The 26,847-nt window shown below is 44.9% G+C and carries 22 protein-coding genes, 1 rRNA gene and 1 riboswitch; of the genes, 12 read left to right on the top strand and 11 right to left on the bottom strand.

Going from position 1 to position 26,847, the window contains the following annotated elements; translation table 11 throughout:
* Positions 1-225 precede the first annotated feature (225 nt).
* Positions 226-342 (top strand): 5S ribosomal RNA (gene rrf, locus BC351_RS30345).
* 398 nt (positions 343-740) lie between these two features.
* Here rrf and BC351_RS30340 read toward each other — a convergent pair.
* The 10 genes from BC351_RS30340 to BC351_RS30290 all read right to left on the bottom strand — a co-directional run bounded on the left by BC351_RS30340 (position 741) and on the right by BC351_RS30290 (position 14,908).
* Entirely contained in the window at positions 741-1,523 is a 783-nt protein-coding gene (locus BC351_RS30340) for a magnesium transporter (RefSeq protein WP_158082277.1), read from the bottom strand.
* A 19-nt stretch (positions 1,524-1,542) separates the two neighbouring features.
* Positions 1,543-2,247 carry an MgtC/SapB family protein gene (locus tag BC351_RS30335; RefSeq protein ID WP_079418100.1) on the bottom strand — a complete coding sequence of 235 codons (705 nt, stop codon included), beginning with the start codon at positions 2,245-2,247 and terminating at the stop codon, positions 1,543-1,545.
* 24 nt (positions 2,248-2,271) lie between these two features.
* Complete coding sequence (gene mgtA, locus BC351_RS30330) at positions 2,272-4,923, bottom strand: magnesium-translocating P-type ATPase (RefSeq protein WP_208629867.1); 2,652 nt, start codon at positions 4,921-4,923, stop codon at positions 2,272-2,274.
* Positions 4,924-5,230: 307 nt separating this feature from the next.
* Positions 5,231-5,404: riboswitch (M-box (ykoK) riboswitch) on the bottom strand.
* A gap of 100 nt (positions 5,405-5,504) precedes the next feature.
* The gene (locus BC351_RS30320; protein WP_079418096.1) at positions 5,505-6,323 is read right to left on the bottom strand and encodes a phytanoyl-CoA dioxygenase family protein; all 819 of its coding nucleotides are present in this window, start codon (positions 6,321-6,323) and stop codon (positions 5,505-5,507) included.
* Between the two features lie 128 nt (positions 6,324-6,451).
* Entirely contained in the window at positions 6,452-8,716 is a 2,265-nt protein-coding gene (locus BC351_RS30315; protein WP_079418094.1) for a glycoside hydrolase family 95 protein, read from the bottom strand.
* A 32-nt stretch (positions 8,717-8,748) separates the two neighbouring features.
* Positions 8,749-10,275 carry an extracellular solute-binding protein gene (locus BC351_RS30310; protein ID WP_079418092.1) on the bottom strand — a complete coding sequence of 509 codons (1,527 nt, stop codon included), beginning with the start codon at positions 10,273-10,275 and terminating at the stop codon, positions 8,749-8,751.
* 97 nt (positions 10,276-10,372) lie between these two features.
* A complete protein-coding gene (locus BC351_RS30305) occupies positions 10,373-11,233 on the bottom strand; it encodes a carbohydrate ABC transporter permease (RefSeq protein WP_079418090.1) in 861 nt (286 codons plus the stop codon).
* A complete protein-coding gene (locus BC351_RS30300; RefSeq protein ID WP_244209222.1) occupies positions 11,227-12,087 on the bottom strand; it encodes an ABC transporter permease in 861 nt (286 codons plus the stop codon). Before BC351_RS30300 ends, BC351_RS30305 begins: the two co-directional genes overlap by 7 nt.
* Positions 12,088-12,318: 231 nt before the next feature.
* A complete protein-coding gene (locus BC351_RS30295; RefSeq protein WP_079418085.1) occupies positions 12,319-14,112 on the bottom strand; it encodes a cache domain-containing sensor histidine kinase in 1,794 nt (597 codons plus the stop codon).
* Between the two features lie 7 nt (positions 14,113-14,119).
* Positions 14,120-14,908 carry a response regulator transcription factor gene (locus BC351_RS30290; RefSeq protein ID WP_079418083.1) on the bottom strand — a complete coding sequence of 263 codons (789 nt, stop codon included), beginning with the start codon at positions 14,906-14,908 and terminating at the stop codon, positions 14,120-14,122.
* A 403-nt stretch (positions 14,909-15,311) separates the two neighbouring features.
* Here BC351_RS30290 and BC351_RS30285 point away from each other — a divergent pair, with 403 nt between their 5' ends.
* The 8 genes from BC351_RS30285 to pssA all read left to right on the top strand — a co-directional run bounded on the left by BC351_RS30285 (position 15,312) and on the right by pssA (position 23,848).
* Positions 15,312-15,773 (top strand): CtsR family transcriptional regulator, encoded by a 462-nt coding sequence (locus BC351_RS30285; protein ID WP_079418081.1) that lies wholly within the window; start codon positions 15,312-15,314, stop codon positions 15,771-15,773.
* Positions 15,774-15,786: 13 nt separating this feature from the next.
* Positions 15,787-16,299, top strand: coding sequence for a protein-arginine kinase activator protein McsA (gene mcsA, locus BC351_RS30280; protein ID WP_079418079.1), 513 nt, complete (start codon positions 15,787-15,789; stop codon positions 16,297-16,299).
* 66 nt (positions 16,300-16,365) lie between these two features.
* Positions 16,366-17,385, top strand: a complete 1,020-nt coding sequence (gene mcsB / locus BC351_RS30275) for a protein-arginine kinase McsB (protein ID WP_425270950.1) — start codon at positions 16,366-16,368, stop codon at positions 17,383-17,385.
* 57 nt (positions 17,386-17,442) lie between these two features.
* Positions 17,443-19,884, top strand: a complete 2,442-nt coding sequence (gene clpC, locus BC351_RS30270) for an ATP-dependent protease ATP-binding subunit ClpC (RefSeq protein WP_079418075.1) — start codon at positions 17,443-17,445, stop codon at positions 19,882-19,884.
* A gap of 155 nt (positions 19,885-20,039) precedes the next feature.
* A complete protein-coding gene (gene radA, locus BC351_RS30265) occupies positions 20,040-21,467 on the top strand; it encodes a DNA repair protein RadA (RefSeq protein WP_079418073.1) in 1,428 nt (475 codons plus the stop codon).
* A 308-nt stretch (positions 21,468-21,775) separates the two neighbouring features.
* Positions 21,776-21,922, top strand: a complete 147-nt coding sequence (locus tag BC351_RS42485; protein ID WP_158082276.1) for a hypothetical protein — start codon at positions 21,776-21,778, stop codon at positions 21,920-21,922.
* On the top strand, positions 21,915-22,994 hold the full coding sequence (disA, locus tag BC351_RS30260; protein WP_079418071.1) for a DNA integrity scanning diadenylate cyclase DisA: 1,080 nt from the start codon (positions 21,915-21,917) through the stop codon (positions 22,992-22,994). Before BC351_RS42485 ends, disA begins: the two co-directional genes overlap by 8 nt.
* 104 nt (positions 22,995-23,098) lie before the next feature.
* Positions 23,099-23,848 (top strand): CDP-diacylglycerol--serine O-phosphatidyltransferase, encoded by a 750-nt coding sequence (pssA, locus tag BC351_RS30255; RefSeq protein ID WP_079418069.1) that lies wholly within the window; start codon positions 23,099-23,101, stop codon positions 23,846-23,848.
* Positions 23,849-23,924: 76 nt separating this feature from the next.
* Here the strand turns inward: pssA and BC351_RS30250 are convergent, their stop codons facing one another.
* On the bottom strand, positions 23,925-24,320 hold the full coding sequence (locus BC351_RS30250) for a nucleoside triphosphate pyrophosphohydrolase family protein (RefSeq protein WP_079418106.1): 396 nt from the start codon (positions 24,318-24,320) through the stop codon (positions 23,925-23,927).
* Positions 24,321-24,476: 156 nt separating this feature from the next.
* Between BC351_RS30250 and BC351_RS30245 the strand changes: the two genes are divergently transcribed.
* The 3 genes from BC351_RS30245 (at position 24,477) to ispF (ending at position 26,845) form a co-directional block, all read left to right on the top strand.
* On the top strand, positions 24,477-25,544 hold the full coding sequence (locus tag BC351_RS30245; RefSeq protein ID WP_079418061.1) for a PIN/TRAM domain-containing protein: 1,068 nt from the start codon (positions 24,477-24,479) through the stop codon (positions 25,542-25,544).
* A 114-nt stretch (positions 25,545-25,658) separates the two neighbouring features.
* Entirely contained in the window at positions 25,659-26,363 is a 705-nt protein-coding gene (ispD, locus tag BC351_RS30240) for a 2-C-methyl-D-erythritol 4-phosphate cytidylyltransferase (protein ID WP_079418059.1), read from the top strand.
* Positions 26,360-26,845: a 2-C-methyl-D-erythritol 2,4-cyclodiphosphate synthase gene (gene ispF / locus BC351_RS30235; RefSeq protein WP_079418057.1), complete on the top strand. Its 486-nt coding sequence runs from the start codon at positions 26,360-26,362 to the stop codon at positions 26,843-26,845. The genes ispD and ispF overlap by 4 nt, the downstream gene beginning before the upstream one ends.
* Positions 26,846-26,847 lie beyond the last annotated feature (2 nt).

Below are 26,847 nucleotides of genomic sequence, written 5' to 3'. Positions count from 1 at the left end.
CGAGGTGGAAGTGCGGCAACGTATGCAGCTGACGAATACTAATCGGTCGAGGGCTTAACCTAATCCCAACCAAGTGAAGATAAGCTTTGCAGCGAATTCCGAATACTTGATTGGGGCCCAGAAAATCCTAAGAACATCTAACTTTACGCAAGTTTCGTATCTAGTTTTCAGGGTGCAAGACAGCCTGAACAGTGATTTTTGATGTTTCCTGGCAGAAGCATCCCGTTTGGTGATGATGGCGGAGGGGATCCACGCGTTCCCATCTCGAACACGACCGTTAAGCCCTCCAGCGTCGATGGTACTTGAACCGCAGGGTTCTGGGAGAGTAGAACGTTGCCAAGCAAATATAGGAAGCCTTTATAAGAGAAATCTTATAAAGGCTTTTTTCTGTTGCGATGGAGGATGTTTTTCAAGCCAACCAACGCAGCGCAGTACGAAGGTCCTTACGGTTTTTCTGACCTAAAAACGCAAGACATCAAATCGAAAGGGAACTACGATACGCTATTTCATTAAAATTGGTCGAATTCAGGGGCAAACGGAACTACGGTACGCTATTTCATCAGTTATTAGTCCAATTCATGCTTTTTTGTTCATATAGCGTACCTGAGTTCCGTCTCTACGCTTGTTCAGCCTGTTTTTCCAAAAATAGCGTACTCCAGTTCCGTTTAATCTTGAATGTGCAAGGAAATCCCCCGGAGGATGATAATGTGGATACAGATGCCAGAGTACCTGTTCAGAATTCACACTAGCATTATTGTCGTGAGAATATCATCAAATGTAACGATTCCAATCATGATGTCGTCGAAACGGAGTACAGGAATGGCTGGCAGTCCATACTTTTTCATCAAATGGCCAACTTCCGATAGATCGGAATCGGCCTTAACTGAAATGATCTGAGTTGCCATGATTTCATGTACCAAAGAATCAGGACTGGAAACGATCAAATCACGAAGCGATAGGACGCCAAACAGTTTCCCAGTTGCATCCGTAACGTAGAGATAATAGATCGTCTCTGCATGGCTCGCAACAAGCCGCAGGTTTTGAAGAATAATGGCAACGGAGTCTGTTTCTCTAACGGAAATAAACTCGGTTGTCAGCAAAGATCCAGCTGTGCCTGAGAAGTAGGTCAGCAGCTGCTTGATATCGTCGGCTTCCTCTTGATCCATTTGATCCAGAAGGTAATCGGCTTCTTGGTTGGGCAATAAACCGATAAAATCAGCAGCATCATCGGATGGCAGATCATTAAGCATAAGAATGGCATATTCGCGGTCTAATTCTAACAAGCAATTTTTTTGCTGCAAAGGTGGCAGTTCGCTGAATATGTCTCCAAATTCGGAAGGTGTGAGGAACGAGTAGACCCGGGTTCGTTTGCTATCATCTAATTCCATAAATATCTGTGTTTGATCGGCTGGATGAAGCTCGAGGAAATCCGTGCGAAATTGATCTTTGTTTTCTTCCTTGATGGCTAGCAGTAAATAGTACGTATATTCTTCTTTGTATCTAAGCTGATTCAATTTAATCATCGTGTGGCCCCGCCTTTCTTCATAAATGTTCGACATCGACAGTCAAGACATTCTCAATTCTTTTAATGTAATAATAAATTTCTGTTGTATATTGATGTTCAGGTACAGACAGGATTAAATCCAAGATTTGATTGCCATTATCCAAGTCTTTCAGCTTCATATGTCTTAGTTTGTATTCGGACGCTTTACGAAGATTTCCGGTATTTTTGCGTTCGATGGTCTGGATGAGTTCTGTCATTCTGTAGTTAGGTTTTACAACAATTTTGACTGCTACATCGTGTCTGTTTAAGGTGTTGGATCCGGCAATCTTAATGAGATAAGGTACAACATTGACGGCGATGATCAACAGAATGACCCCGCAGGTCGCTTCTGCATAGAATCCGGCACCCACGGCAATGCCAAGCCCAGATGCTGCCCAAATCATCGCGGCTGAAGTCAATCCGGAGATGACCTCATTGCTTCTTCTCAAGATAACCCCAGCGCCAATAAATCCAACTCCGCTCACGATTTGCGCGGCTAAGCGCATAGGGTCCATATTAGGATGATTAGCCCCAGCAAATTTATCGAACGCATGAATAGATACGATTGTAATTAAACAACTGGTGATACAGATGACCATGCAAGGCCGTAAGCCTAGTTGTTTTTGCTTGATTTGTCTGTCCATACCAATGAGAAGTCCGAAACATAAAGCCAGAATAAGTTTGAAAATCATTTCCAAAGTCATCTGTATCACCTCTTTGTCAATTTGTTAGAGCCACTCGTTAAATTTGCGGATGTACCATTTTTTAACGGTTTGTGTAAGGAAGCAGTAGCTTAGCAAGATAGCAGCAAGCCAAGGGAAGTAGGAAAGTGGCAATGGCTGCAGACCGATGCTGGACCCGAAAGCACTAAAGGGAATGAAAATCCCTGCGATAATAATCAAACTAGTCAGTAGAAGTACAGGCATACTGGCCCGGCTTTGGGTAAATGGTATTTTTTCTGTACGGATCATATGCACAATTAAGGTTTGCGATAAGAGTCCTTCGATAAACCATCCAGATTGAAACAAAGACTGATTTTGGGCGGTATTAGCTGCGAATACAAAATACATAAGGAAATACGTGGCATAATCGAATATAGAACTGATCGGACCAATAAACAGCATAAATCGACCAACGGACTTGGCATCCCACTTCCGCGGCTTCGCTAAGAATTCCTTATCCATGCGATCCCAAGGAATGGATAGCTGCGAGACATCATAAAACAGGTTTTGAATAAGCAGATGAATCGGAAGCATGGGAAGAAAAGGGAGAAAGATGCTGGATCCCATTACACTAAATACGTTGCCGAAATTTGAACTGGCTGTCATTTTAATGTATTTAATAATATTGCCGAATGTCAGTCGCCCTTCAATGACGCCAGCTTCCAAGACCATCAAATTCTTCTCCAACAAAATAATATCTGCCGATTCTTTGGCAATATCAACAGCGGTGTCCACCGAAATGCCCACATCAGCTTCGCGCAGTGAAGCTGCATCGTTGATGCCGTCTCCCATGAAACCAACCGTATGACCTTTGGATTGCAGCGCTCGAACGATTCTGGATTTCTGCAACGGATTTAATTTGGCGAATACCGTTGTTTTTTCAGCAAAATCAGCAAGCTGCGCATCGTTCATATGGTCGATATCGCTTCCCAAAGCGATTAGGCTCACATGAAGTCCAACGTCTTTGCATACTTTGCGAGTAACCGCGGCGTTATCACCAGTTAGGACTTTAATATCAACCCCATTAAGCTTTAAAGCCTGTATGGCTGTTTTGGCTGTTTCTTTGGGGGGATCGATGAAACCAACGTAACCAATCAGGGTGAGGTTCTTTTCATCTTCTTTGCCGTAGGGCTCTTGTTTAGGCGAAATGGATTTGACGGCAACAGCAATGATACGAAGCCCATCGTTGTTCAATTTATGGACCAACTGCATGGCCTGTTGTGTGATTTGAGGCGTAAGTTCCATGCTCACTCCATGATCCTGCACATGGGAACAAACACTTAGAATTTCCTCCATGGCACCTTTGCATATGAGTACATGGCCATTGCCGCTTTTCTCCAGCACCACGGACATTCGGCGGCGGTTAAAATCAAAGGGGATTTCATCCACTTTCGTATAACTTTTTTCTGCGCCAAGGATATCGGTAAGCTCTACATGTTCCAATACGGCAACATCTAATAAATTTTTCAGTCCAGTTTGATGATAGCTGTTCAAATACGCATATTCGAGAACCTTCAGATCTGCTTTGCCGTGAATATCCATATAATTTTCAAGAATAATTTTGTCCTGAGTGAGTGTTCCTGTTTTATCTGTACAAAGGATATTCATTGCTCCGAAGTTTTGGATCGCGTTTAGGCGTTTGACAACGACTTTATTTCGCGCCATCACGGAAGCGCCTTTGGCCAGGTTGGTAGTTACAATAACAGGAAGCATTTCGGGTGTTAATCCAACTGCAATCGATAAGCCAAACAGCAAGGCATCCCACCAGTCTCCTTTGGTGAAGCCATTGATAAAGAAAATAATGGGGACCATAATGAGCATAAAACGGATGAGGACAAATGTGACACTGTGTACCCCTCTATCGAAGCTCGTCAGCGGACGTTTGCCCGTTAATGTTTTGGCCATCGATCCGAAATAAGTTGAAGCTCCCGTAGATACAACGACGCCTGTAGCCGTGCCGCTAACGACATTCGTCCCCATATAGCAGATGTTGCCGAGCTCTAGCGCATTAGCTTGCCGAGGCCGATTGGTTTTGTTGAATCCGGTGACGATTTGAGAATCTTGTTTTTCAACGGGAAGCGCTTCTCCAGTAAGGCTCGATTCACTGACGAAGAGATCCTTGGAGGTCAGCAGCCTAATATCAGCCGGAACCAGATCACCTGCAGACAGATGGACAATATCACCGGGAACAAGCTGTTCCATATCTATCTCCTGTTTTATGCCGTTTCGAGTCACCGTTGCAGTTGTTCGCACCATTGCTTTAAGCTTCTCGACTGTGCGAATCGAACGAAACTCTTGCGTAAATGTAATAAGAAGACTAATCGCAATCATTGTGCTGATAACGATTTGACCTTTGGTATCATCAGTAAGAATAGAGAAGATATCCAGTGCCAAGAGAATAAGTATAAAGGGATTCTTAAAGCATACAAGCAATTGCAGATACCAGGCAGGCGGTTTTTCGTGAGCAATTTGATTTTTCCCATACTGATTACGTTTTTCTTTGAGGACGGTATCCTTCAACCCTGCGTGAGATGTTGCTAATTCTGCTAACAGATCCTCTGTATGGCAAAAGGATGCCTCGACCAAGCGATTTGTTATCGCTGTATGGTTTTGTTCAATTCGGTTATTATTTTTCATAGTTCGTTCCTCCACCGTCATTTTTGGACACAAAAAAGCTCTCCACGAAGGAGAGCCATCGGCTTCGGAACTCGATTTTATCGGATCATCCAGACATGCACGCACTTAAATAAACCTGTCTCTTGCGTACAAGTGGACAAATTTGGAAAATGTGTTTGTATGGGTGATCGAGAAAAACGAGTTCCTTCTCTTCACAGGACAATATCGTTCATATTCAGTTCTTGGCCTACTGGGACTACTGTCCATGTGAGATCACCCCTTTCAAAATGAAAATCCCTCTAGGTTCACCTAGAGGGATCATAAATAAGCGCACAAAAAGACACTTAATACCGGTTCCCCCTAGTCGAGCTTTAGCACTATACAACGTAAAGAGATACAAGATCCCTTAGCCACCTTATGAAAAGCCTTAATCCGGCAATCCCTGTTCTACCCATTGGCATCTTTCGATGTTTCCGGGCAGTGGCCTGTGTTTGTATAGGAGCCTCACCTAACGAGGTCATATGTTTTACAGTGAAATATTACACCTGTTTTCTTGTGGATGTCAATACCTAATTTTTAAAAAAGTAATTGTGTTACCTGTTCTCCGAGATCAGCTTCAGCAATCACTTGTTGGGACTGGATTGCATGTGCAGCTCCTTCAATGGTACCATGGACTCCTGCGGAACATAAAATTTAAATGGATCCTCATCAATAACGCCCAACAATTGCTTCCGATAAGGAGAAGCGTTTCCCAGCAGTCGCTCAGAAGCGCTGCGATAATCAATCGGTCTCATCCAGATCGGGCTGTAGCCAAGGAACAGCTGACGGCGTGTAAATTCGGACTGGTTTGGCGCACCGGCATGCCACAGATTTTGCGGGAATATGAACACATCCCCCGGTTTACCGCAGACTTGAACTTCTCCTGGCACCTGGCCGCGGACATCCTGACTCTCTGGATGAAACGGCTTATTGTGCGAGCCTGGGATAACTTTCGTATTGCCGCGGTCCGGCTGCGACATGTCACTCAGAATGTAGCAGGTTTTGATGTAATACGTAGAGGTGAGGCCATTTTGTTTGGGAAACTGCGGATGCGGTCCGTCTTGATGCCAGTTAATGAAGCTGTGTGACTCAGTTTTCACATCGTTCGGATTCGGCTTCCGAATCGTTAAATGCGAGATATGCAGCTGAATGTTATAGCCAAGCAGATTAACCATCAGAGGCAGCAGCGTAGGTTCGTCGATCAGCGATGCAATTTCATCGTCACGCTCTACACTGTTATAAATGTTATGTGCTAATGATTCCGGCTCTTCGGCAACAATTCGGTCAATGGCGGCATTCAGCCGATTAACTTTATCTTCAGACAATACACCCGGCAGAATCAGATAACCGTTCTCGTGAAATTGTTGCATCAATGCAGGAATATCCAAAGTTTGTTGAGTCATGGTCATACGCTCCTTTTTATTTTGTACGTGTATATTTGTATTGAAAGAAGAGCGTGAAGCGAATGTCGACTTCTCATCCTACAGTGCTGCTTACTTCACATACCCAAGTTCTATGACTCTATTCTCCTCTACGTCCAACTGATAGGATCGATTCGAGTATATTCATAAATCCCATTTTCAGGAATCACAAAAGCTGTAAGCTCTTTTCCGTGGCGCAACCGCCCTTGGCTTGAAGGCTTTCCTTGAATGGTCGCTGAAGTCAATCTGCCTTCGCTCCATGTCATGCTCACTTCAAAGCCTCCCCTGGCCTTTAGTCCCGACACCTGCCCGCTACCCCATTGATCAGGCAATGCCGGGAGCAGTCTGATCTCTCCGGCATAACTGCTTTGCAAAAGCATTTCAGCCACGCCGGCTGTAAATCCAAAGTTGCCGTCAATTTGAAAAGGTGGATGCGTAGTGAACAAATTATCATTGGTTCTATCTTTCACAATATTGCTTATAATCTTATAAGCTCGGTTGCCATCCCATAATCGCGCCCAAAGATTGACTTTCCAGGCTCGACTCCATCCCGTCTCCAGATCACCGCGTCTATCCAATGAAACTTTGGCCGCATACACAAACTCTGATGCATGGGCAGGCGTTATCGCATGACCTGGATGGACACCATACAGATGGGATAGATGCCGATGCTCCACTTCTGCATCATCCCAATCGTGATACCACTCTTGAATGTTGCCGTTTCGTCCGATCTTCGTCGGGGCAATCTTGACAACTTCTTTCATCAATAATTCCCGGAATTCCTCATCAATACCTAAAATCCGAGAGGATTCTATACAATTGTTGTACAATTCTTCCACAATGCGATGATCGATTTCCGTTCCGTCGCTGACCGAATATGAGGCACCCTCCAGCTTAAAATGATGTTCTGGTGAAGTGGTTGGCGAAGAAACCAGGTATCCATCCTCATTCTCAACCAAGAAATCCAGATAAAACTGTGCGCTTTCTTTTATAATCGGATAGGCTATGTTTCGTAAATATTCCTCATCGCGAGTGAAGCTGTAGTATTCCCACACATCTTGGCACAGCCAGCCGCTTCCTCCCATGAACAAACCGTTCTTCGCTTCGGCGTAGGGCTGCGTAAAGCGCCATAAATCCGATTTCTTTGCGGCAAACCAACCGCCTACGTTAAAATATGCTTTTGCAGAAATTCTTCCGCTTGCTCTCATGCTGTCGATAAACTGTATGAGCGGCATATGGCACTCGCTTAGATTGGTCGTCTGGGCATGCCAATAATTCATATTGAGATTAATGTTAAAGCAGAACATCGACCCCCACACCGGATTGTTGCTGTTATTCCAAATTCCCTGCAAATTTGCGGGAAGTCCGCCTTCCCTTGAACTGGCAATTAATAAATAACGTCCGTATTGAAAGAGCAATGTTTCCAATCCCGCATCTTCCCGGCCATCGCGATAATTGACCAAACGTTCGTTCGTCGGAAGATGCTTATCATCCACACCTGTAATTTGCAGGCTTAATCGGTGAAATAACTGCTGATGGTCTTGAATATGACGAGTCTTTAAAGCTTCATAGCCTTTCTCGAGGGCATGACTAATTAATGTTTTATTGATCGTTGCATAATCTTTGCCCTTAAAATTGGGTTCTACTGGCAAATAATCGGTTGCTGCATTGAAATAAACGACAACTTCATCCGCGCCTTGAACGGAAATCGAATCTTCACCGCTCACCAATTTCCCGCCTTTACGCGTAACAAGAAGGCTAGCCTGAAAGTCCAAATAATCCGCTTGTCCCTCCAGAATAAGCTTATTATTATTTTTGACGAAAACCTTTGAGTTCTCTTGACCGCTATTGTACCTGAACGTCATATGCAAGGACTGAGTTTCACTGCACGTGAAACGCAAAACCATAAGATCGTCGGGATAGCTGCTGAAATATTCGCGAAGATACTGCTTGCCGTTGATTGTGTAAGAAACTCTCGCTATGCCTTCGTCCAATGAAAGCTCACGGATATAGTTAAGTGCATGATGCGGATGATCAAAAATAATGGCGATATCTCCAAAATTTTGATACATGCCAAAATCGCTCCTATCGCCGTAAGACGATTTTTCCAAGAATATTTCATTGGCATGATGTTGAGCGGCAGCATAATCTTGTTTAGCCAAATAGTCGCGAATCGGTTGAAGCTCTTTATGAGCTTCTAGATTGACTTTGGACGGCTTTCCGGAAAAAAGGGACTCTTCATTGAATTGAATCCGTTCCTCCTGTATACCGCCGAACACCATCCCGCCTAACCTTCCGTTGCCAATCGGCAGAGCTTCGTTTTCCCAATCATTTGCCGGCTTTTTATAACGAAGGTGTAAAGGCTGATTCTCCATAACCTGCGTTCTCCTCCAAATAGTTTCTGATTTCACTTCACATAGCCGAGCTCTTTCACCCTTTTCTCCGCTGCGTCCAAATATAATTTATAATTCATGGTGCCTTCCAATGTCTTCAAAAAACTGTCATATTCGCTCATCGGACGTTTGCCATAGACGAACTTATATAACTCCTCTTGCATGTACCGATTCGCATCGGCAGCATTATAGCCATTTGGCAAGTCAACGAAACCTGCCAGTCCGTCGATATGCGGCTGCTTGCTAGCGAATTCTATAAACTTGGCCTGCTTCGCAAATTTCACCGTCAAATAATTCATTTCCGGGCGGCCTGCGAATTGATACAGCCAGAAATAACCGCCTTCCTTGCTCATCAAATCGGTTGGAACCACTTTATTGCCATCAAGGTTATAATGCTTGCCTTTCACCCCGTACTGCACCAACTGTGAGCCATCCTTGGAGGACACGTAATTAAGCAAGTCGAAGACCTTTTGCAGCTTTTCCGGATTTTTCTCAAGCGATTTCGGAACGGCAAACATCGCTGGTGCAACCCCGATGTCATTGGCATAAGCATATTTGCCGCCTGGTCCTTTAATCGCATCGACCTGCACCCATGTGGCATTGGGATTCACAGCTTTAATCTGCTCGACATATTCATCCTTCATGAGACCCGACCAAGCTATATAAATGATACCTGCTTGCCCTTTAATTGCCTTCTGTTGCTCTTGAGGACCCGCATTGGCCAAAAGCTCAGGGTCCACCGATCCGGAAGCAATCATTTTCTGAATGAACGCGAGGGCATCCTTCATCCCAGGATCATACAGCGAATTCACCAATTTATTGTCCTTTACATAAATGGTTGGTGCGCCGAATGTCATTCCTACGCCAAAGGCTCCGAAAACAGTATCAAACGTGGCCAACTTGCCGCCTGTAAGGCCATACGTATCTTTTTTTCCATTCCCGTCCGGGTCTTTCTCCGTAAACGCTTTCGAAACCTCGAGCAGTTCTTCCAGCGTCGTCGGCATTTTCATATTCAGCTTATCCAGCCAATCTTGACGAATCCAGAGCGTATTATAGGGGACTGTAGGCGATTTGGCAATGGCATAGGTTTTACCGTTCAGCATCCCCTTTTTCAGACTGTCAGCCCCAATGAAATCTTGCAGCGGCTTAAGTTTATCCATATAAGGCGTAAAGTCAAGAAGAAGTCCTTGATCTGAAAGCTGTTTTAATTGCTGCCGGTCTACAAGGAACAAGTCCGGGAAATTGCCGGAAGATATGCGCACATTAAGCTGGTTTTTGTAATCCTCGCCAGATGCATACACAGTCTGATTGAGATCTGTATTCAGCGCTTTATCCAACTCTTGCTTAATATTATCCTGATCGGGGGGTGGCAGAGCGCCGCCGCCTTGCAGAATGTCGAGCTTGACAGGCTTGATACTGGTTACCGAGTTGCTGCTTTCCGCAGATTTATCGGCAGCAGGCGCTCCACCGCAACCGGCAATAAGCGTACCACCAGCGAAGGTCATAGCGAGAAGAATTGGCACGAGCAATTTTTTTTTCATACATTCCCCTTCTTTCTTTTAAAAATGAATGTTATTTCTATTGTCACCGCAACAGGATGAATCAGGCTGCAGTCCTGACACAATCATCAATACGGAGTCAACCCTTGATAGAACCCATTAGCATGCCTTTGGTGAAATGCTTTTGAATGAACGGGTAGACAAGAATGATCGGTAAGCAGGCTGTAACAACGGCCGCCATTTGCATCGTCTCGGTAGGAAGAATATTTTCTGCATTTTCAAGCGGCTGCTGAGACATTATAAGAATCTCGCGGATAACGACCTGTAGTGGAAATAGATGGCGGTCTGTCACAAACATAATCGCCTGGAAAAATTCATTCCAATGACCTACCATGTAGAACAACCCAATCGTGAGCATAGACGGAACAGAGAGCGGCAATACGATCTGCCATAAAATCCGGAACTCCTTCGCGCCATCCATCCGGGCCGATTCAAACAACTCTTCAGGGAGGCTTTCAAAAAAGCTTTTCATGATCAAGATATTAAAGCTCCAAATCGCATTCGGTAAAATCATGGACCAGACGGAATCCAGAAGTCCTAAGGATTTAACAACCAAATAGGTCGGAATGAGTCCCCCGCTGAACAGCATCGTAAAGATGACCATAAGCAGGAAATAGCTTCTGCCAGGGAGATTGCGGCGGCTAAGCGGATAAGCCATCAGCGAAGTCAAAATCAGGTTTACCAGCGTACCGACCACGGTGATGAAGATCGTCACCCAGAATGCTTTTGGAATATGGGTTTCGGTAAAAAGCTTATGGTACGCGCTAAAAGTGACGGACTTAGGAATCAGGATGAAGCCGCCGTTTTTCAGTACCTCAGAGAAAGGCGTGATGGATACGGCTATCACATACATCAGCGGCACTATCGCCGCTAGCGCAGCAAGCCCGAGAATGAGGACGACGATCGTGTTCACGATCCGGTCTTCCCAGCCTCTTACCATATGCCCTCACCCCATTTCTTGGATAACTGATTGGAGCCGAGTACCAGAATGAGTCCAATAAACGATTTGAACAATCCAACGGCTGCCCCCAGTGAGAAGTTGAGTTGCTGCAGGCCTGTCCGGAACACCCAGGTGTCCAATATGTCGGCAACTTGATAAACTTGGATGTTATACAAAATATAAATTTGATCGAACCCGGCATCCATAATATGCCCCAGCTTTAAGATGAGCAGAAGTACAATGACATTGCGAATGCCTGGTAGCGTAATGTGCCAAATCATCCGCAGGCGGCTTGCGCCGTCCACGCGGGCTGCCTCGTACAAGGTCGGATCGATCGCTGTCATCGCTGCCAAGTAGATAATCGCGCCCCAGCCGAGATCTTTCCAAACTTCCGAACTTACCAGAATGGTCCGGAAGTAATCAACCGATGTCATGAAGCCTATCGACTGTCCCCCGGAACCTTCGATAAAGCGGTTGACAATTCCTGAGTTTTGCGAAAGGAGTGCGATTAAGATACCGTAAATAATGACCCAAGATAAGAAATGCGGCATGTACGTTAGCGTCTGTACGACGGTTTTGAACCAGCGCAGCCTGCACTCATTGAGCAGCAGCGCCATAATAATTGGCGGGGCCATGCCGAAGACCACTTTATAGATGCTAATAATGAAAGTGTTGGCCATGAGCTGTCCGAAATAAGGGGAATTAAAAAACGTTTGAAAATGCTTGTACCATGGATCAGCCCAACCGCTGCCGAGAATGCCATCTAGTATTTGAAAATCCTTAAATGCAATAACTACACCGTACATCGGAATATAGCGGAAAATAACGAAATAAATAACGCCCGGCAAAAGCATGAGGTAAAAAGCTCGGAAAGCCCAAATCTGCTTCGCAGATAATTTAAGATTCGCTTCTCTTGCCTTTCTCCCCGCCTTTGTTTTCTGCCCGACTATAATTTGCTGTTCCATGAGGCCACCTCTTTTCCAACTGTTCACTCGCTTCCTAACGGGTTGAGTTTAGTATAGCAAGCGCTTTCAATAGAAAATATACAGTGATCCTGCGAAAATGTTCGAATTCTTGCAAACGCTTTATTGCGGTTTTTCTGCATGTTCATGTTCCAAAGCAGGTAGCTCGATTCGGATTAACGTACCGATTTCCGGCAAAGAGTAAATGGATAATCCATATTCCGCTCCAAAATGAAGCCCGATTCGTTCATGAACATTCATAAATCCGATTCCGGTGAATCTGTGTTTACTCGGCGCTTTGTGCCGCTCTCCAAACAGGCTTTTCAAAACCTCCGCGTTCATCCCGAGCCCGTTGTCCCTGATCGTAATGATCAATTTTCCCTTCACGCACTTCGTCCGAATACGGATCGTTCCCTCACGCTTGAGCGGAACAATTCCATGGAAAATGGCATTTTCCACAAGCGGCTGCAAGGTTAGCTTCAGAATTGTTTTGGATTGCGTTTCAGAAGCGGCGTCGATCTCCATCGTGAACTTATCACCGTATCGTACTTTCTGAATGTACGCATACATGCGCAGCCCTTCCAGCTCGTCCGCCAAAGTGACGAATTCCGTGCTTTTATCAAAGCTGAACGACAACAAGCCAACAAGCGTCTTGATCGTTTCCCGAACCTCGTTGATTTTGTGCTGCTTGGCCAAAGAACTAATACAAGCAAGCGTGTTATACAAAAAATGGGGGGCGATTTGACTCTGCAGCATTTTCAACTCGAAATGCTTCTTGCGGCGTTCCGCTTCCTTCGTTTCCTGCAGCAGATGATGAATCCGCTCCATCATAGCGTTATAGCTTCGGGCCAATCGGCCGATTTCGTCATTTCCGGTTGCATGTATGGTGTGAAGCACCTCCACATCTCGAACCCGGTCCATCTTAGCAACCAATGTACGTACTGGCAGCGTAATATACCGGCTTATCATGTAGGTGCTGATTAAGACAAGGAAGATCCAGAAAACGCCCGCCGTGCTGAAATTCCGGTAAAGACTGCGAATATTTTGATAGAAAAAACTATTTTCATAGAAGGCGATAAAATACCAGCCAAGCTTATTCATCCCGGATTTCACAGCAACCAAATCGCCTTGCGGGCCTGTAATTTCGGCTGCTCCTAGAGGAAGCTCTGACACCTTGTCGACAAAGCCAGCATCCAGCTCCGGCGGGAACACAGACGTATTATACGGAAGCAGTCGGTAGGAGTTAAGCGGGAGACCCGCATCAAACGAATGGACAACATTTTTTTTATTGGTGATGATCGCAAAGGTTTGATTCTTTGTATTCATGAATTGAGCGATTAGATTCGTTAACTGAACGAGATCGATTTCCACGACAGCGATCCCTTTGAATGACTTCGTTGAAGAGGATTGAATCGGCAAAACGAAGGCTACTGTTTTACCCGACATGGGGGATTGATAGGGCTCAGTGATAAACATTCCGTAGGTTTGCTTGGCTTTCGTGAGCAGTACGGGGATTTGAGGATTTCCAATAATATCGAAGGTGGTTTGAGAGTTGGAAATAACATGACCATCCTCACCGACCAAATAGAGAGACTTATACAGCGTTCTGTTCATATTCGCATACGAACGCAGAACATCCGATGCTTCCTTCTCCATGCCATCGCTCAACAAATCTTCACGGGTAGAGATAAGCATAAGAATATTTTGCACATTATCTAGATAAGCATTCATATACAGATTGGTTCGGTCAATAATAATTTGAGCGTCCGAAACGACCTGTCTCCGGAATAATCCCTCAGCTTCGCGCAAGTTGATCCAGCCAAGCCCTCCTAAGAGGACGAGTGTTCCTATGGACAAGAAAAGGAAATGTTTGGCCAGCATGCTCCAGCTGCCAAACCAGGAAATAAGCGCTTTCATATTGTCATCAGCCCTTTTTATAATCTGTTGGTGCTACCCCGGTCCAATTTCGGAAAAGCTGTGAAAAATAACGGTAACTGGGAATACCTACCTGTTCGGCCACTTCGTAGACTTTAAGCTGAGTGTTCTGAAGCAGGCTCACGGCTTTCTCCATGCGTAGGCGAGTGATATAATCGTTGAAAGATTCCCCGCTTTCTTCCCGGAACAGACGGCTGAGGTAGTACGAGCTCAACCCAACCTCATCCGCAACGGAGGTCAGCGTAATCGGATCTCCCAGCTTGTTCACAATAATTTGTTGTGCCAGCTTGACTTCCTTTCGAATTTTCCGGTCGTCACTTGTTCCTGTCTGTTGCGAATTGGACAACTCCCGATGTGTCCGTTCCTGCTCATAATCCCTTAAATCGGTTTCACGTCTGATCGCTGCTCTCGCCTTTTCAATCGCCGTCTTCATATCCCCTTCATCAAACGACAGCTTCGTAAAGTAGTCCAGGGCCCCTAGCTTAAGCGCTTCTTGCGCATAATGAAAATCGCTATGGCAGGTTAACAGCACGAATTGGATGAGCGGAAAATTTTTTTTAACGATGCGAAACAATTCCAATCCATCCATGATGGGCATCGTAATATCCGAGATAACAAGATCAGGTTCCAAGGCCTTGCACAGCTCTAAAGCCTCTTCACCATTCTCCGCTTCTCCGACCAGCTCAGCTCCAAATGAAGGCCATGGCATAGATCGGAGTTCTTGTCTTAACGGCAATTCATCATCAATGATCAGCACGCTTATCGGGGTCAATGACATGTGATCTCCTCCTTATGAGTACAAAATACATACACTATTATGACAATGATACCAGTAATATAAACGCTTGTTTATATAGAAACATTGTAGAAGCTTACTAAGCACAAATCTACCCCAGCAGCGGTCCGAAAGTGGTGAAAGATCCTCGAATTACGATATTTCAATGATGGATTGAGAATGGCCATGAAAAAAAGAAGGAATTGGAACCAGCCCATACGTTAAGCAGGGGTATTTTTGTAAATACTGTGAGTAGGTTGTGATTTCTGCGAAAAGGCGGCCGCTGCACAATGTGAGAAGCAGTACTTGTCAAAAAGAAAGGAAATGATTATAATCTAGTTAAGGTCAAAGAAAGTCAAAGTCAATCAAAGTCAATTTACTTCTAGCAGTCTGGGAGGATGAATTGATGCGTAACGTATCAGAAATTATTGAACAGTATTTGAAACATGTCCTGCAGCAAAGTTCCGAAGGGGCCATCGAAATTCAACGCAACGACCTAGCTGATCAATTCCAGTGTGTACCTTCCCAAATCAATTATGTGATCAGTACCCGATTTACCTTGGAAAAGGGCTACATTGTGGAGAGTAAGCGCGGCGGCGGCGGATACATTCGTATTCAGAAGATCGAGCTCAAGAGTCATGGATCTATTCTAGATCATATTTTTCGCACGATTCATACACATATCGATCAAGTCACCTCAGAAGGACTGATATACCAGCTGCAGGAGGGTCACTATATTTCGACCAGAGAAGCTAACCTGATTCGAGCTGCGATATCGAGAGATGTGTTGACCTTCAAGCTCCCGTTGCGCGACGAAATTCGGGCGAAGATTCTTAAAGCAATGCTGATATCCTTGCTTAGCAGATGAGGAGGCATACGAAATGATTTGTCAGGAATGCGGTAAACGACCGGCGACTCTCCACTTTACGAAGATTATAAATGGAGACAAGAACGAGTTCCACATTTGTGAGAATTGCGCTCGTGAGAAGGGCGAGATGATACCGGGAACGTCCAACGGCTTTTCGATTCATAATCTGTTGTCTGGATTACTGGATTTCGATCCATCATCTCTCTCCGCGGCGAAGTCACAGGCTATCCGATGTGAGAACTGTGGCCTTACGTATTCGCAGTTTAGTAAATTAGGTCGTTTTGGTTGCGGATCCTGCTATCAAAGCTTTTCGGAAAAGTTAGATCCTCTCTTCAAAAGGGTTCATGGCAACATCGTTCATGTCGGGAAAGTACCGAAGCGAAGCGGTGGAATCATCCAATGCAAGCGGGAAGTTGATACGCTCAAGAAGGATATGATGGCCTGTATTGAAGCCGAAGAGTTCGAAGAAGCAGCTAAGATTCGAGATCAAATTCGAGAAATCGAGAAAAAAATTGCGGGTATGTGATCTTGTCAGGAAGGTGTGAATCCAGTGACATTACAGCGGTTTACGGGAGATGCATTGAGCGAATGGATGAAGGGTGAAGGTCCTGAGTCGGATATCGTCATCAGCAGTCGAATTCGGATTGCACGCAACCTTAGAGACTATCCATATCCCATGCTGGCTACCAATCAACAATCACAAGAAGTACTTGGTCATTTATCTGGGGTTCTCGAGAATGATGAGTTGGAAACGATTAGTCATTTCTCACTGATTCCTCTCTCTGAACTCAATGAGCTTGAACGAATGGTTCTTGTCGAAAAGCATTTAATCAGTCCAAATTTAGCTAACGAGTCCAGGAATGGCGCCGTTATTTTAAGCGAAAATGAATCCATCAGTATTATGATCAACGAAGAGGATCATCTTCGCATACAATGCTTATGTCCCGGCTTTCAGATTAAGGAAGTGTGGGATTTAGCGAATCAAATTGATGATATTTTTGAAACACAATTGGATTATGGATACGATGAAAAGCGGGGCTACTTAACAAGCTGTCCTACTAATGTCGGTACTGGCATCCGTGCTTCTGTCATGATGCATTTGCCCGCGTTGGTGCTTAGCCAACAAATTAATCGGATTTTATCAGCTGTTACGCAAGTTGGGTTGACGGTTAGAGGATTATATGGGGAAGGCAGCGAAGCATTAGGTAATCTATTCCAAATATCCAACCAGATTACACTTGGGCAATCCGAAGAAGAGATTATTGATAATTTGCACAGCGTTGCCAGACAAATTATAGAGCATGAACGTGCAGCGAGACATAAACTGATTCAAGAGTCGAGAATGCGGATAATAGACCGTGTGAACCGTTCACTTGGGATTCTGTCTTATGCAGGTATCATGGATTCTAAGGAAGCGGCGCAGCGTTTGTCCGATGTAAGACTAGGGATTGACCTAGGCATCATCAATAATGTTTCGTCGAATGTGCTGAATGAGCTTCTGGTGATGACACAGCCTGGTTTCTTGCAGCAATATGCAGGTGAGAAACTAAATGCCGAAGAGCGTGATGTACGCAGAGCAGAGTTGATTCGCGAGAAATTTGGTAGAATTTAATCATTAGATTCATCCTTTAGGTTTTCCATAGATATACTACTTTTGGAGGTGTTCTCTATGATGTTTGGCAGATTTACAGAACGTGCGCAGAAGGTGCTTTCTTTGGCACAAGAGGAAGCAGTTCGCTTAGGGCATAACAATATTGGCACTGAGCACATTTTACTTGGTCTTATTCGTGAAGGGGAAGGCATTGCTGCCAAAGCACTCGTTGCTCTGGGCTTAGGTCTTGAGAAAATTCAAGATGAAGTCGAGTCTCTAATTGGCAGAGGACAAGAACAGCCTACCAATATTGCGTATACGCCTAGAGCGAAGAAAGTCATCGAGCTATCGATGGATGAAGCTAGAAAATTAGGTCACACCTATGTGGGGACTGAACATATTTTGCTTGGACTTATTCGCGAAGGCGAAGGAGTTGCAGCACGCGTACTCAATAACTTGGGCGTCTCTTTGAACAAAGCGCGTCAACAAGTGCTTCAACTGTTAGGCAGCAGCGAGACGGTTTCGCCAAGCCACGGCAATAATCAGAATGTGAACACGCCTACACTAGATGGGTTAGCAAGAGATCTTACTGCTTACGCCAAAGAGGGTCATTTGGACCCTGTCATCGGACGCAGCAAAGAAATTGAGCGTGTGATTCAAGTATTAAGCCGCAGAACCAAAAACAATCCCGTGCTGATCGGTGAGCCAGGTGTTGGTAAAACAGCGATCGCCGAAGGTTTGGCACAGAAGATCATTAATAATGAGATCCCTGAAACCTTGAAGGATAAAAGGGTAATGACCCTCGATATGGGCTCTGTAGTTGCAGGGACGAAATATCGCGGTGAGTTCGAGGATCGTCTCAAAAAAATCATGGACGAAATTCGCCAAGCGGGTAATATCGTTTTATTCATTGATGAGCTTCACACTTTAATCGGCGCGGGTGGTGCGGAAGGAGCAATTGATGCTTCCAACATTTTGAAGCCTGCTCTTGCCAGAGGTGAGCTGCAATGTATCGGTGCAACAACTTTAGATGAATATCGTAAATATATCGAAAAAGATGCTGCGCTTGAGCGTCGTTTCCAACCGATCACGGTGGATCAACCATCGCCGGATGAAGCGATCCAAATTCTGTATGGGTTGCGTGACCGCTACGAAGCTCATCACCGTGTGAAAATTACGGATGCTGCGATTCAAGAAGCGGTTAAGCTTTCGGATCGTTATATCACAGACCGCTTCCTGCCGGATAAAGCGATTGATTTAATTGATGAGGCGAGTTCCAAAGTAAGACTTCGCTCTTACACCATACCGCCTTCCTTGAAACAGCTTGAGAATAAGCTGGAGGATATTCGCAAGGAGAAGGATGCCGCGGTTCAAAGCCAAGAGTTCGAGAAAGCAGCCGGTCTTCGCGATACGGAGCAGAAGCTTCGTGAAGAGCTGGATACGACGAAGAACGATTGGAAAGAGAAACAAGGCCGCTTGGATACAGAAGTTACGCCTGACGACATCGCTCAGATCGTAGCGAGCTGGACTGGCATTCCGGTCAGCAAGCTGGCGGAAGAAGAAACAGAGCGTCTGCTCAAAATGGAAGAAATTCTTCATGAGCGTGTCATTGGGCAAGAAGAAGCTGTTAAATCGGTAAGCCGTGCGATCCGCCGCGCCAGAGCAGGCCTTAAGGATCCGAAGCGCCCAATGGGCTCCTTCATTTTCCTTGGACCTACTGGGGTAGGTAAAACGGAATTAGCCCGTGCTTTAGCTGAATCTTTATTCGGCGATGACAATGCGGTAGTACGTATTGATATGTCCGAGTACATGGAGAAGCATTCGACATCCCGACTCGTTGGGGCGCCTCCAGGCTATGTGGGCTATGAAGAAGGCGGCCAACTTACCGAGAAGGTTCGTCGTAAGCCATATTCCGTCGTGCTGCTCGATGAAATCGAGAAAGCACATCCAGAAGTGTTCAACATCCTCCTTCAAGTTTTGGAAGATGGGCGTCTAACAGACTCCAAAGGGCGCACCGTTGATTTCCGCAACACATTGATTATTATGACATCCAATGTGGGTGCCGATGTGATCAAGAAGAATTCGTCCCTGGGCTTTACCGCCGCGGTAGATGCAGGCAGAGACTATACGAATATGAAAGACAAAGTGATGGGTGAGCTGAAGAAAAGCTTCCGTCCTGAGTTCCTTAACCGGATTGATGAAACCATCGTGTTCCATTCCTTGGATGAAACGCATATTGCCCAAATCGTCAGCTTGATGGCGGATGATCTTCGCAAACGTCTCAAAGAGCAAGAGGTTGATTTCTTGCTGACAGACAAAGCGAAGTTGTTCCTAGCCAAAGAAGGATTTGATCCGACGTATGGAGCAAGACCGCTGCGCAGAGCGATTCAGAAGCATATTGAAGATCGCTTGTCTGAGGAACTGCTCAGAGGCAATATCGCCAAGGGTGATTCCTTGACAATTGATGAGAATGAAGGCGAGCTTGTTGTCCTGAAGGGCGAAGGCGTAGCTGCTAAATAATAAAAGCAAAAAAGCATTTTGCTCCATCCAGCTTGGATGGGCAAAATGCTTTTTTATTTGCAGCCCTTTCATGGGGCTCACAAAAATAGTAAACTTTACTTGGTAGGATCGTTTTAGGAGAAATATTTGATGAATGTAGGGAAGTGAATCTGACTATGAAAAAGAAAAGCATATATAAGTGTACCAGTTGTGGTCAAGAGCATCCCAAATGGCAAGGTTCGTGCAATAGTTGCCGAGAGTGGAACACCCTTGAAGAAGAAGATGTTGTCAACGCTCCTAGTGGCGGTCAAAAGGGCATAACGAAAAAGAAGAATGTTGTCATAAACCGTCTTACAGATACCGTATCCCAGAACAGTGATAGGATTGTTACCAAGTACAATGAATTCAATCGTGTAATGGGTGGAGGAATCGTGAAAGATTCTGTTACGATTATTACGGCTGTTCCAGGTGCGGGCAAATCCACACTCTTACTGCAAATATCGGATGATGTGGCCAAGCAAGGATTGAAAGTGCTGTATGCTTCAGGGGAAGAAAGCGACAGTCAGATCAAGAGAAGAGCAGAACGAGTTCTGCAAAATATCCATCAAAACGTATGGGTGTATTCGGACAACAGCTTGAATAATGTCTTAGGTTGTATTGATCAAGTAGACCCAGACCTTATTATTATAGATAGTATTCAAACTTTTGTTTTGGAAGAATATCCACAAAGACCGGGCTCTCCCACGCAAACGATGGAATGTGCAAATGCTCTTCTGAAAGTTGCCAAAGATGCGCAAAGACCAAGAGCCATTATTATGGTGGGACAGATGACAAAAGATAACGAATTAGCTGGTTTAAGAGCATTAGAACATTTGGTAGATGCCGTTCTTGTTCTTGAGGGTGAAGAGGGAGAGGAGCTAAAACAGCTGTTTTCCACGAAAAACCGTTATGCCAGCACAGGGGAGCTTGGATTTTTTACAATGGGTGAGCAAGGATTGACACCGATTGATAACCCCTCTGAATTCTTTATGACTCAACGAGACGAGAATGATGTGGTTAGCGGAAGTGCATTAACCGTTGTTAAAGAAGGCACTAGACCTATTATTCTGGAAATAGAAAGCTTGGTTTCCACTACGTTCATGCCATACCCAAGCCGTATTGCCGAGTGTTTAAAAAAAGACCATGTTAATACACTTATCAGTATCATGGAACAAAGGGCTAATATGCCACTTCATGATAAGAACGTAGTAGTGAAAACAACTGGCGGTATGAGGCTAAAAGAACAATCATCCAATTTAGCGGCGATCATGAGTATTGTATCTTCCTGTAAGAATCAAGGTATCCCTAATGATACTGTATTTATCGCAGATATTGGTTTAACAGGTGAATTGAAGAAAGTTCCTACGTTAGAAGTAAGAGTTAGAGAACTTGAAAGAATGGGTTTCAAACGTGTCTACGTTGCGCTCAATGGCTTGAAAAGCACAACTACGTTTTCTACAATAAAGGTAATTCCTTGTAAGACCTTGAGCCAAGTCATTCATTCGGTTTTTGGCGCTTCTCCCAAAGGCAAAGAGCAGAAAGCCCCTTGGGACGAGGAAGAATAAGTTATATAAACACAAAAGTAACCATCTCACAAGCAAAAGAGAGTGGTTGCTTTTTTGTTTTGAATTTTCAAGAAAAACAGATCTGTTCTTTCATTGTATACAAATTCTTTTAAAGGAAAGCATTTTCCGTTATACTTAGTTGTAAGGATTTAGCAACTGGACTTTATCAAAGCAGCATGAATTGCGAATGTGAAATGTATGATATATATAGGGATTGTTTAATCGTCAATTATCCTGGACTCGTATTGCCTCCAGTTTATGGATCAAGCCATACAACCCTATGATGTGGTGTTCGGTGAAATCGTATTATGCCAGAGAAAAGTTTGAAGGGGTGGACGCATCCGCCCGGTATGGAGATTATCGGAGTGAACACAGTGGCAGAAGCATTGCGAGCAGCACTGGGTTCATTCGTGGTCATTCAACCTGCAAGCCTTCAGGAGGAAAAAGATGAGTAAAGAAGAGATAAAGCGAGACGTCATGAGCCAGCTGCTGCAAATGGTAGCACCCGGTACACCGTTCCGCGATGGTTTGGAGAATGTCCTACGCGCCAAAACGGGTGGACTTCTTGTTGTTGGCTATAGTGCGGAGGTCAGAGAAATCGTAGATGGCGGTTTCTCCATCGATTGCGACTTCTCCCCCAATTATTTATATGAGCTTGCCAAGATGGATGGCGCGATTATATTAAGTGAAGACATCAAACGAATTCTCTATGCGAACACACAATTAATTCCTGATTCCTCCATCTCTTCATCGGAGACAGGAATTAGACACCGGACAGCTGAACGTGTTGCGAAACAAACGAACAAATTAGTCGTCTCCATTTCGCAGCGGAGGAATGTCATTACCCTATACCAAGGCAATTTGCGCTATGCGTTGAAGGATATTGGTGTCATTCTAACGAAGGCGAATCAAGCGATTCAAACGTTGGAACGCTACAAGGTTGTACTCGATCAGTCGTTGACCAATCTTAGCGCATCAGAGTTTGAGGAGCTTGTAACTCTTCATGATGTGACGAATGTTATTGCTCGGTTCGAGATGGTTTTACGCATTAAAGCGGAGATCAATCGATATATTAATGAATTGGGGAATGAAGGACGCCTCATCAGCATGCAATTGGAAGAACTTGTGGGCAACGCGGAACTTGAAGCGCGTTTGCTCGTAAAAGATTATGTAAGAGAATTATCAGAAGATCGCGTCAAAGATATGCAAGCCGGATTAAAGCGGTTATCTTCGGATGAGCTGCTGGAGCCGCACCAGATTATCCGGTTACTCGGTTATCCGCATACGAATTCCATTGTCGAAGAACCCGTATCGCCTCGCGGCTTCCGGATTCTTGGGAAAATACCGCGGCTGCCCTCGATTATTATTGCTAACTTGGTCGAGAAGTTCGGTTACCTGCCACACATGATGATGGCGACAATTGAAGAATTGGATGAAGTTGACGGAATCGGAGAAGTGAGAGCCCGCGCCATTAAGGAAGGTCTCAAGAGGATTCAGGAACAAGTCTTCATTGACAGACATATTTAAACTGGATACAATCATAAAGTATCAATGTTGAGGTTTTGTGAAGTCAATCAGGTTTTATTAAGTCTAGATTAGGGTATAGTAAATTCAGAGGTGGACAAAAACATATGTTAACGAAATCGATTCCCAGTCTTTTTACAGTAGGGAACTTATTCCTAGGCGTTCTGTCAATTATTCTTGCTTTTAGCGGTGAACATGGTGTTGCAGCAGTGCTCGTCATTGTCGCTATGCTGCTGGATGGTCTGGATGGACGGGTAGCTAGAGCGTTAAACGCCCAGAGTGAGTTTGGTAAAGAATTAGATTCGCTGTCTGACGTGATTTCCTTCGGTGTAGCACCTGCATTTATCATGTATGTTGTTGCATTCAATGATCCGAGCGTTATCAGCCCGGCGTTTGCATGGATTGTTACCGCGATCTTCCCGATTTGTGGAGCACTCCGTTTGGCTCGCTTTAATGTTGTTGCCGGCACACCTGGCTATTTCATCGGTCTTCCGATTCCAGCTGCAGGGGGCGTGCTCTGTACACTGGCTTTGTTCGTGAACGAAATTAACGTGTATGTGCTTCTAGCCAGTACGATTATGTTATCCTACTTGATGGTAAGTACTGTGAAATACCCGAACTTCAAGAAAGCGGGCATTCCCAAAGCAGCCATTTGGATTACACCTATTATCGTTGCTATAGCCATTCTTATTGCAATCAAATGGCCAGAATCCATTTCCAAAATGATTTTCGTACCTTTGTTAGGGTACGCGCTATACGGCTTAAAAAAAAACGTTGATGGATTCTTCATCCGTCTGCGCAGAAAGAACAAAAGACGCGGAATGGACGATTCCAAGTCCGTTAAATCCGATCTCTAGATCTTAATACGAAAATAAAAAGCATTTATTTTCTTCTGATAACTCAGAAAGGAAATAAATGCTTTTTTTACGTTGTTCATGACATGTTAAAAAGTCCTAAGGTTGTGCATTTCTTAGATTCGTTCTCAACGACTTGTTCCAAATTGATGTCAAGAATGTTGCTTAGTGCGGACATATAGAACAAGTTCCTGCCCAGCTCATTACTCACAACTTCGATGCATTGTTCACATAAGTGTCCTGTTACATGAGTGCCGAGCACATCCTTGGCTTCGTTTAAAGTCATCTCAGGATGATACTCTTGCTTGGCCGCATGAACCTGAATACATCCACATTCGGTAATGGATTTCACCACGGAACGATTAGCAGCTGCGCCTGACTGTTGAAATTTGGATAGAACGTCAAGCAGACTTCGGTGACGGAGTAACAATTCGGATACTTGATCTTGAAACTGCTTTAAAGTCAAGGAGCTCATTCCATCCACCTCGGGTGTGTTGGTAACTTCCAATTTCATTATAAAGGAAGCCCTCTAATTTTTCAATTTTCCATATGAAGAAGTGATTAACGTTGGAGAAATTGGAACATAATTGTAATAAAGCATTTATCAACAAGTTGATTAGGGGGTGAATCTATGATGAGGAAATGGGTACAATTCATTTTGGCAATCATGGGTGGCAGTTTAGGTTATGGATGGAGCGATACGATCTTTCGAACGACAGGATTCATAAGTGAAGCGGGTAAAGGAATTTGGATTAATAGTTTGTGTGCGGTTGTGATGTTCTTTTTTTCAGCATGGGTGGCCAGTCAAGGCATGAAGCTCTTGATGAAGGGAGAGAAGAACGTTGCGGATATCCCCGTCTCAGATTTGCTCTCAGGGACCCTTGGATTGGTCATTGGATTGCTTATATCGGTAATGGTGTTCCCTGTGCTTGAGCAGGTGAAGGGGGCAGGTCCGTTTGTACCGTTTATCGTTTCGGCGGTATTGGCTGTGATGGGTTTCCGTATTGGGTACAACAAACGGGAAGAATTGGTGCAAATAATCGTGAAAAGTCGGTCAACTGGACCGGAGAAGCAGACGCATCGTCCGTATGAGGAACACAAGATTTTGGATACAAGTGTCATTATTGACGGAAGAATCGCAGATATTTGCAAAACAGGCTTTATCGAAGGGACGCTGGTCATTCCGGAGTTTGTTCTCGAAGAATTGCAGCATATTGCGGATTCATCGGATCTACTCAAGCGGAATCGCGGCCGCCGCGGCTTGGACATTTTAAACAAAATTCAAAAAGAACTTGAAGTGAAGGTCCTTATTTATGAAGGAGATTTCGAAGAAATATCGGAGGTAGACAGCAAGCTGGTCCGTCTAGCCAAGGTATTGCAAGGCAAAGTAATTACGAACGATTTTAATTTGAATAAAGTGTGTGAATTGCAAGGCGTATCGGTTCTCAACATTAATGATCTGGCTAATGCTGTGAAGCCTGTTGTTCTTCCTGGGGAAGAAATTATCGTTCAAGTCATTAAAGACGGCAAGGAGCATGGACAAGGTGTCGCTTATCTGGATGATGGTACGATGATCGTAGTCGAAGGCGGGCGCGAATTCATTGGCATGACGCTTGAGGTGATGGTCACAAGTGTGCTGCAGACGTCGGCGGGCCGAATGATCTTCGCGAAACCAAAACTATTGGAAAAAGCGCAGTAAAACCAGTATGATAAGGAGATGTAACATAGCTAGAAGGACGACGGAGGTCGTTTAACCTTGGGCATATGCTTACGAAAGAAAGCTTTCGGATGAGAGCGTGTAGTTGGAGGACTTATGGGGAAGCTAGGGGTTATCATCGTGGCGGCGGGCAAGGGCTCGCGCATGGGAACGGCTGAAAGTAAGCAATACTTACAACTGGGTCAGAAGCCAATTCTGGTACATACCTTGCAATTATTTCAAAACATACAGGAAGTGCATGAAATCATTCTGGTGGTCGGGGAACACGACCTAGATCGCTGTAGAGGCTATGTACAGGACTATGGGCTGTCTAAGACCACTCATGTGCTAGCAGGCGGCGCTGAGCGTCAAGATTCCGTTAGGCGGGGGCTGGACTCCTTACAACAGGGGACCGATTGGGTGCTCGTTCATGATGGTGTTCGGCCATTCGTCAAAAAAGAACATGTGTTCGATTGCTTGGAAAAGGCGAAGGAACAAGATGCAGCCGTGCTGGCCGTACCTGTAAAAGATACAATTAAAGTCGTAGATTCCGCAAAACGAATTCAATCTACACCAGATAGACGAAGCTTGTGGGCGATCCAAACGCCGCAAGCTTTTCGGCTTTCCCTCCTGCAGGAGGCGCATGAGCGCGCATCCCAAGAGAGCTTTATAGGGACAGATGATGCTATGCTGGTAGAACGGCTCGGTACAACGGTACATGTAGTTGAAGGGGATTACTACAATATCAAGATTACGACACCGGAAGATCTGCCTTGGGCGGAGTGGATTTTAAATCATGTTAGGGGAGAGGGACAGCTATGATTCGCGTAGGACAAGGATTTGATGTTCATCAATTGGTTGAAGGCCGCAAGTGTATTATTGGAGGCGTGACGATTCCTTATGACAAAGGATTGCTGGGGCATTCGGATGCGGATGTTCTGCTTCATGCGATCAGCGATGCGGTTCTGGGCGCGCTGGGCTTAGGCGATATCGGGAAGCATTTCCCAGATACGGCTGCAGAGTTCAAAGATGCGGACAGCTTAGTTCTGCTGAAACAGGTTTGGCAGCTGGCTAGAGACAAAGGTTATCATTTGGGGAATATCGACTCCACGATTATTGCCCAGAAGCCAAAGATGGCGCCTTATATTCCGCAAATGGTTGAAATTATCGCCGAGGCGCTTGAAGCTAAGCCGGAGCAAGTCAATGTGAAGGCAACGACGACGGAGCAGCTTGGTTTCGCAGGGCGTGGAGAAGGCATTGCTGCGCAATCGGTTGTTTGTTTAATTCGAGATGTGCTAGAATAGCA

The sequence above is a fragment of the Paenibacillus ferrarius genome (assembly GCF_002027705.1).
Lineage (GTDB): Bacteria > Bacillota > Bacilli > Paenibacillales > NBRC-103111 > Paenibacillus_E > Paenibacillus_E ferrarius.
The sequence above is the reverse complement of the archived record's forward strand: the minus strand, read 5'-3'. Positions and strand labels throughout refer to the sequence as shown.

Bases quoted from the DNA above. Each gene is read 5' to 3' on its own strand.
- BC351_RS30340 (WP_158082277.1), bottom strand. From the start codon at position 1,523: ATGATTAAATTGAATCAGCTTAGATACAAAGAAGAATATACGTACTAT.
- BC351_RS30335 (WP_079418100.1), bottom strand. From the start codon at position 2,247: ATGACTTTGGAAATGATTTTCAAACTTATTCTGGCTTTATGTTTCGGA.
- mgtA (WP_208629867.1), bottom strand. From the start codon at position 4,923: ATGACGGTGGAGGAACGAACTATGAAAAATAATAACCGAATTGAACAA.
- BC351_RS30320 (WP_079418096.1), bottom strand. From the start codon at position 6,323: ATGACTCAACAAACTTTGGATATTCCTGCATTGATGCAACAATTTCAC.
- BC351_RS30315 (WP_079418094.1), bottom strand. From the start codon at position 8,716: ATGGAGAATCAGCCTTTACACCTTCGTTATAAAAAGCCGGCAAATGAT.
- BC351_RS30310 (WP_079418092.1), bottom strand. From the start codon at position 10,275: ATGAAAAAAAAATTGCTCGTGCCAATTCTTCTCGCTATGACCTTCGCT.
- BC351_RS30305 (WP_079418090.1), bottom strand. From the start codon at position 11,233: ATGGTAAGAGGCTGGGAAGACCGGATCGTGAACACGATCGTCGTCCTC.
- BC351_RS30300 (WP_244209222.1), bottom strand. From the start codon at position 12,087: ATGCTTTTGCCGGGCGTTATTTATTTCGTTATTTTCCGCTATATTCCG.
- BC351_RS30295 (WP_079418085.1), bottom strand. From the start codon at position 14,112: ATGAAAGCGCTTATTTCCTGGTTTGGCAGCTGGAGCATGCTGGCCAAA.
- BC351_RS30290 (WP_079418083.1), bottom strand. From the start codon at position 14,908: ATGTCATTGACCCCGATAAGCGTGCTGATCATTGATGATGAATTGCCG.
- BC351_RS30285 (WP_079418081.1), top strand. From the start codon at position 15,312: ATGCGTAACGTATCAGAAATTATTGAACAGTATTTGAAACATGTCCTG.
- mcsA (WP_079418079.1), top strand. From the start codon at position 15,787: ATGATTTGTCAGGAATGCGGTAAACGACCGGCGACTCTCCACTTTACG.
- mcsB (WP_425270950.1), top strand. From the start codon at position 16,366: ATGAAGGGTGAAGGTCCTGAGTCGGATATCGTCATCAGCAGTCGAATT.
- clpC (WP_079418075.1), top strand. From the start codon at position 17,443: ATGATGTTTGGCAGATTTACAGAACGTGCGCAGAAGGTGCTTTCTTTG.
- radA (WP_079418073.1), top strand. From the start codon at position 20,040: ATGAAAAAGAAAAGCATATATAAGTGTACCAGTTGTGGTCAAGAGCAT.
- BC351_RS42485 (WP_158082276.1), top strand. From the start codon at position 21,776: ATGCCAGAGAAAAGTTTGAAGGGGTGGACGCATCCGCCCGGTATGGAG.
- disA (WP_079418071.1), top strand. From the start codon at position 21,915: ATGAGTAAAGAAGAGATAAAGCGAGACGTCATGAGCCAGCTGCTGCAA.
- pssA (WP_079418069.1), top strand. From the start codon at position 23,099: ATGTTAACGAAATCGATTCCCAGTCTTTTTACAGTAGGGAACTTATTC.
- BC351_RS30250 (WP_079418106.1), bottom strand. From the start codon at position 24,320: ATGAGCTCCTTGACTTTAAAGCAGTTTCAAGATCAAGTATCCGAATTG.
- BC351_RS30245 (WP_079418061.1), top strand. From the start codon at position 24,477: ATGATGAGGAAATGGGTACAATTCATTTTGGCAATCATGGGTGGCAGT.
- ispD (WP_079418059.1), top strand. From the start codon at position 25,659: ATGGGGAAGCTAGGGGTTATCATCGTGGCGGCGGGCAAGGGCTCGCGC.
- ispF (WP_079418057.1), top strand. From the start codon at position 26,360: ATGATTCGCGTAGGACAAGGATTTGATGTTCATCAATTGGTTGAAGGC.